This window comes from Pontibacillus yanchengensis Y32 (assembly GCF_000770635.1).
Lineage (GTDB): Bacteria > Bacillota > Bacilli > Bacillales > BH030062 > Pontibacillus > Pontibacillus yanchengensis.
Genome location: NZ_AVBF01000134.1, coordinates 1 through 804, shown reverse-complemented (window position 1 = coordinate 804; position 804 = coordinate 1). Strand labels below are relative to the sequence as shown.

General features: G+C 39.4%; 1 protein-coding gene. It reads left to right on the top strand.

Features of this window, described 5'->3' with window-relative positions:
- Positions 1 to 274 precede the first annotated feature (274 nt).
- Entirely contained in the window at positions 275 to 724 is a 450-nt protein-coding gene (locus N782_RS20465) for a DUF948 domain-containing protein (RefSeq protein WP_036824911.1), read from the top strand.
- Positions 725 to 804 lie beyond the last annotated feature (80 nt).

The window sequence follows — 804 nt, the reverse complement described above, 5'->3', positions numbered from 1 at the left end:
GGCCCACACGACGTGGGTTGGTTCGATGTTGCTGCACGATGCAGCGATCTTAATCGAACTTCCCCTGATTCCGTAGGAGATAAAGGCAACACGAAGAACGTAGTGATTCGATGTTAACTTATCGTACGGAGGCGAGGGAAGCATACTAGTCGCTGGGCGCTGGAGCTGGATGTGGCCAAATCACTTTTTCAGTTATACACAAGCATTAAATTTTATAATTGTACGCTAAGAAATTAAAAACAAGCTAATCACCCTTAGAAAGTGAGGAATTCATATGGACTTCGTAGGAATCGGAGTATTATTAATTGGAATCGCCTTTGTCATTCTAGCCATTTTTCTATCGAGGACACTAAATCGTTTATCTAGTGTACTTAAGGGAGTCGACCAAACTGTTGAGAAGTTACCAAGTCAACTAGATGAAGTGATGAAGGAAACAGGTCAACTTATTCATAATAGTAACGACACACTTGCTGATGTAAATGAAAAAATAGCGGCATTAAGCCCTCTCTTTTATATTATTGGTGACATTGGGGAATCTTCACGGAAATTATCCTCATCCTTAATGGATGCTACTAGCTCAGTGAAAAAAGATACGGAAGAAGGAAGAGAGACAGCTGAACGAAGCGACCTTTCCGGACTGTATGGTGCTTTAGCTTTAGGTTACTACTTCACCCAAAAACGAAAGACCCTTAAGGAAATGGCTCAAGACATTAATAACAAGTAAAGGTGATCAAGATGATCACCTTTTTTTATTTAGGCTGTGTTAAAGTTTGTTGTTGTTATATAAAGAGATAGTTTTATGTT